This is a genomic window from Zoogloea dura (assembly GCF_012927165.1).
Classification (GTDB): Bacteria; Pseudomonadota; Gammaproteobacteria; order Burkholderiales; family Rhodocyclaceae; genus Zoogloea; species Zoogloea dura.
The window spans coordinates 1-5,304 of the sequence record NZ_JABBGA010000060.1 but is presented as its reverse complement, the minus strand read 5'-3'; the positions used below and the strand labels follow the sequence as shown (position 1 = coordinate 5,304).

The 5,304-nt window shown below is 53.2% G+C and carries 2 tRNA genes and 3 rRNA genes; all 5 read right to left on the bottom strand.

Annotated elements, in window-relative coordinates:
- Positions 1–23 precede the first annotated feature (23 nt).
- The 5 genes from rrf to HHL15_RS25865 all read right to left on the bottom strand — a co-directional run bounded on the left by rrf (position 24) and on the right by HHL15_RS25865 (position 5,225).
- Positions 24–136, bottom strand: a 5S ribosomal RNA gene (gene rrf / locus HHL15_RS25885).
- Between the two features lie 118 nt (positions 137–254).
- A 23S ribosomal RNA gene (locus HHL15_RS25880) occupies positions 255–3,136 on the bottom strand.
- Positions 3,137–3,387: 251 nt separating this feature from the next.
- A tRNA-Ala gene (locus tag HHL15_RS25875) sits at positions 3,388–3,463 on the bottom strand.
- A gap of 11 nt (positions 3,464–3,474) precedes the next feature.
- A tRNA-Ile gene (locus HHL15_RS25870) sits at positions 3,475–3,551 on the bottom strand.
- Between the two features lie 136 nt (positions 3,552–3,687).
- Positions 3,688–5,225, bottom strand: a 16S ribosomal RNA gene (locus HHL15_RS25865).
- The 16S, 23S and 5S rRNA genes sit together here with 2 tRNA genes alongside, the layout of an rRNA operon.
- Positions 5,226–5,304 lie beyond the last annotated feature (79 nt).

Sequence of the window (5,304 nt, the reverse complement as noted above, 5' to 3'; positions counted from 1 at the left end):
GTTCAGGGGGTTTTTGTTGGTGAGTCTGACGATGACCTACTTTCACGCACGCGTGTGCACTATCATTGGCGCGGTCCCGTTTCACTGTCCTGTTCGGGATGGGAAGGAGTGGTTCCAAGACGCTATGGTCGTCAGACTGTAACTTGTCCGGTGCTGGCTGTGGCCTGCACCGCAAACTGGAAGAAGTGTTTTGTGTGTTCTTTGGGGTGTGTGACTGTATTTTCTTGCGAGCGTTTCTATTGATGCAAGGTTATAGGATCAAGCCTCACGGGCAATTAGTACTGGTTAGCTTAACGCATTACTGCGCTTCCACACCCAGCCTATCAACGTCGTGGTCTTCAACGACCCTTCAGGGGAATCAAGTTCCCAGGGATATCTCATCTTGAGGCGAGTTTCCCGCTTAGATGCTTTCAGCGGTTATCTCTTCCGAATTTAGCTACCCGGCGATGCGACTGGCGTCACAACCGGTACACCAGAGATTCGTCCACTCCGGTCCTCTCGTACTAGGAGCAGGCCCCCTCAAATATCCAGCGCCCACGGCAGATAGGGACCAAACTGTCTCACGACGTTTTAAACCCAGCTCACGTACCACTTTAAATGGCGAACAGCCATACCCTTGGGACCGGCTACAGCCCCAGGATGTGATGAGCCGACATCGAGGTGCCAAACTCCGCCGTCGATGTGAACTCTTGGGCGGAATCAGCCTGTTATCCCCAGAGTACCTTTTATCCGTTGAGCGATGGCCCTTCCATACAGAACCACCGGATCACTATGACCTGCTTTCGCACCTGCTCGACTTGTCGGTCTCGCAGTCAAGCCTTCTTTTGCCATTGCACTATCAGTACGATGTCCGACCGTACCTAGAAGACCTTCGTACTCCTCCGTTACCTTTTGGGAGGAGACCGCCCCAGTCAAACTGCCTACCATGCACGGTCCCCGATCCAGATCATGGACCTAGGTTAGAACCTCAACGACACCAGGGTGGTATTTCAAGGACGGCTCCACCAGAACTAGCGTCCTGGTCTCAGCGCCTCCCACCTATCCTACACAAGTCCCGTCAAAGTCCAATGCAAAGCTACAGTAAAGGTTCATGGGGTCTTTCCGTCTAGCCGCGGGGAGATTGCATCTTCACAAACACTTCAACTTCGCTGAGTCTCAGGAGGAGACAGTGTGGCCATCGTTACGCCATTCGTGCAGGTCGGAACTTACCCGACAAGGAATTTCGCTACCTTAGGACCGTTATAGTTACGGCCGCCGTTTACCGGGGCTTCGATCAAGAGCTTGCACCCCATCACTTAACCTTCCGGCACCGGGCAGGCGTCACACCCTATACGTCCACTTTCGTGTTTGCAGAGTGCTGTGTTTTTAATAAACAGTCGCAGCCACCGATTCTCTGCGGCCTCGTCGCCCTTCGGATGTTCTCCTACAAGCTACAGAGGCATACCTTCTCCCGAAGTTACGGTATCAATTTGCCGAGTTCCTTCTCCTGAGTTCTCTCAAGCGCCTTAGTATCTTCTACCTGCCCACCTGTGTCGGTTTGCGGTACGGTCAATTCTAGACTGAAGCTTAGTGGCTTTTCCTGGAAGCAGGGTATCAATCACTTCGCTCTCAAAGAGAGCTCGTCGTCACGCCTCAGCTAAGCCCCCCGGATTTGCCTAAGGGGCACACCTACACGCTTAAACCACCTATTCCAACAGATGGCTGACCTAACCTTCTCCGTCCCCACATCGCATCTAGAATCGGTACAGGAATATTGACCTGTTTCCCATCGACTACGCATTTCTGCCTCGCCTTAGGGGCCGACTCACCCTGCGCCGATGAACGTTGCGCAGGAAACCTTGGGCTTTCGGCGAGGGTGCTTTTCACACCCTTTATCGCTACTCATGTCAGCATTCGCACTTCTGATATCTCCAGCATCCTTCTCAAGACACCTTCACAGACTTACAGAACGCTCCCCTACCATGCATTAAATGCATCCGCAGCTTCGGTTCATGGCTTGAGCCCCGTTACATCTTCCGCGCAGGACGACTCGACTAGTGAGCTATTACGCTTTCTTTAAAGGGTGGCTGCTTCTAAGCCAACCTCCTAGCTGTCTATGCCTTCCCACCTCGTTTTCCACTTAGCCATGGATTTGGGACCTTAGCTGGCGGTCTGGGTTGTTTCCCTCTTGACGATGGACGTTAGCACCCACCGTCTGTCTCCCGTGTATCACTTTCCGGTATTCGGAGTTTGCTATCGCGGGGTAGATCGCAATGACCCCCCCAACGATTACAGTGCTCTACCCCCGGAAGTGTCCGCACGAGGCACTACCTAAATAGTTTTCGGGGAGAACCAGCTATTTCCAAGTTTGTTTAGCCTTTCACCCCTATCCACAGCTCATCCCCTAATTTTTCAACATTAGTGGGTTCGGACCTCCAGTGCGTGTTACCGCACCTTCATCCTGGCCATGGATAGATCACTTGGTTTCGGGTCTACGCCCAGCAACTATGTCGCCCTTATCAGACTCGCTTTCGCTACGCCTCCCCTATCCGGTTAAGCTTGCTACTGAACGTAAGTCGCTGACCCATTATACAAAAGGTACGCAGTCACCCCACAAGGAGGCTCCCACTGTTTGTATGCATGCGGTTTCAGGATCTATTTCACTCCCCTCCCGGGGTTCTTTTCGCCTTTCCCTCACGGTACTGGTTCACTATCGGTCGATCACGAGTATTTAGCCTTGGAGGATGGTCCCCCCATCTTCAGACAGGATTTCTCGTGTCCCGCCCTACTTGTCGCACGCTCAGACCCGCCAACTACTTTTCGCATACGGGGCTATCACCCACTATGGCCAGCCTTTCCAGACTGCTCTGCTAAGTAATCGGTTTAGTCGTGCAGGCTCATCCCCGTTCGCTCGCCACTACTTGGGGAATCTCGGTTGATTTCTTTTCCTCGGGGTACTTAGATGTTTCAGTTCTCCCGGTTCGCCTCCACTGGCCTATGTATTCAGCCAGGGATACCCTTGCGGGTGGGTTTCCCCATTCGGATATCGGGGGATCAAAGCTCCATTGCCAGCTCCCCCCCGCTTTACGCAGGCTTGCACGTCCTTCATCGCCTGTGATCGCCAAGGCATCCACCACATGCACTTCTTCGCTTGATCCTATAACCTTGCACTCTGATCGCTCAGAGACAACGCCATAGACTCACTCGCGTTTGTGCGCATCACCACTGTGCTGGTTCAAAGCCAGCAGTGATGCAAAATGCAATCACACAACCCATGCAGCACCTGTCTCATCAACAGATACTGCACACTTCTTCCAATTTGTTAAAGATCGAACAGCCGAGTTGGCTAATACTTCCTGGCTAAAAACCAGAACACAGCAAACACACTATTTGCTCTGTTCTGATCTCTGGTGGAGGCAGTCGGGATCGAACCGACGACCCCCGGCTTGCAAAGCCGGTGCTCTCCCAGCTGAGCTATGCCCCCTCTTGATCATCTGGTGGGTCAGGTAGGAATCGAACCTACGACCCCCGCCTTATCAAGACGGTGCTCTAACCGACTGAGCTACTGACCCCCATCTACAACTCGAGGATCAGTTCAGGAGTCCAACATCAGCTCGCGATGTCGAACTCCCGACGCCTTGCCTCTCACTGTTCTTTAAAAAACAACCGATAGGTTGTGGATACGCGATCCAGAGGTTTTTTCTCTAGAAAGGAGGTGATCCAGCCGCACCTTCCGATACGGCTACCTTGTTACGACTTCACCCCAGTCATGAAGCTCACCGTGGTAAGCGCCCTCCTTGCGGTTAAGCTACCTACTTCTGGTAAACCCCACTCCCATGGTGTGACGGGCGGTGTGTACAAGACCCGGGAACGTATTCACCGCAGCATGCTGATCTGCGATTACTAGCGATTCCGACTTCATGGAGTCGAGTTGCAGACTCCAATCCGGACTACGATCGGCTTTCTGGGATTGGCTCCACCTCGCGGCTTGGCAACCCTCTGTACCGACCATTGTATGACGTGTGAAGCCCTACCCATAAGGGCCATGAGGACTTGACGTCATCCCCACCTTCCTCCGGTTTGTCACCGGCAGTCTCGCTAAAGTGCCCAACTTAATGATGGCAATTAACGACAAGGGTTGCGCTCGTTGCGGGACTTAACCCAACATCTCACGACACGAGCTGACGACAGCCATGCAGCACCTGTGTCCAGGCTCTCTTTCGAGCACCAAACCATCTCTGGTAAGTTCCTGGCATGTCAAGGGTAGGTAAGGTTTTTCGCGTTGCATCGAATTAATCCACATCATCCACCGCTTGTGCGGGTCCCCGTCAATTCCTTTGAGTTTTAACCTTGCGGCCGTACTCCCCAGGCGGTCAACTTCACGCGTTAGCTGCGTTACTCAATGAGTCTCCTCACCGAACAACTAGTTGACATCGTTTAGGGCGTGGACTACCAGGGTATCTAATCCTGTTTGCTCCCCACGCTTTCGTGCATGAGCGTCAGTACTGGCCCAGGAGGCTGCCTTCGCCATCGGTGTTCCTCCGCATATCTACGCATTTCACTGCTACACGCGGAATTCCACCTCCCTCTGCCGTACTCGAGTAATGCAGTCACAAACGCAGTTCCCAGGTTGAGCCCGGGGATTTCACATCTGTCTTACATCACCGCCTGCGCACGCTTTACGCCCAGTAATTCCGATTAACGCTCGCACCCTACGTATTACCGCGGCTGCTGGCACGTAGTTAGCCGGTGCTTCTTCTTACGGTACCGTCATCCTCCCAAGGTATTATCCTGGGAGATTTCTTTCCGTCTGAAAGAGCTTTACAACCCGAAGGCCTTCTTCACTCACGCGGCATGGCTGGATCAGGCTTGCGCCCATTGTCCAAAATTCCCCACTGCTGCCTCCCGTAGGAGTCTGGGCCGTGTCTCAGTCCCAGTGTGGCGGATCATCCTCTCAGACCCGCTACGGATCGTCGCCTTGGTAGGCCTTTACCCTACCAACTAGCTAATCCGACATCGGCCGCTCATATAGCGTGAGGCCTTGCGGTCCCCCACTTTCCCCCTCGGGGCGTATGCGGTATTAGCGTAACTTTCGCTACGTTATCCCCCACTACACGGTACGTTCCGATGCATTACTCACCCGTTCGCCACTCGTCAGCGGAGCAAGCTCCCTGTTACCGTTCGACTTGCATGTGTAAAGCATGCCGCCAGCGTTCAATCTGAGCCAGGATCAAACTCTTAAGTTCAATCCAAAAACTCCAGAAACTTGACGTTTCTGCAGATACTTCAATTTCTTCGTAGCTTCTGGTATAAAGCCCGAAAGCC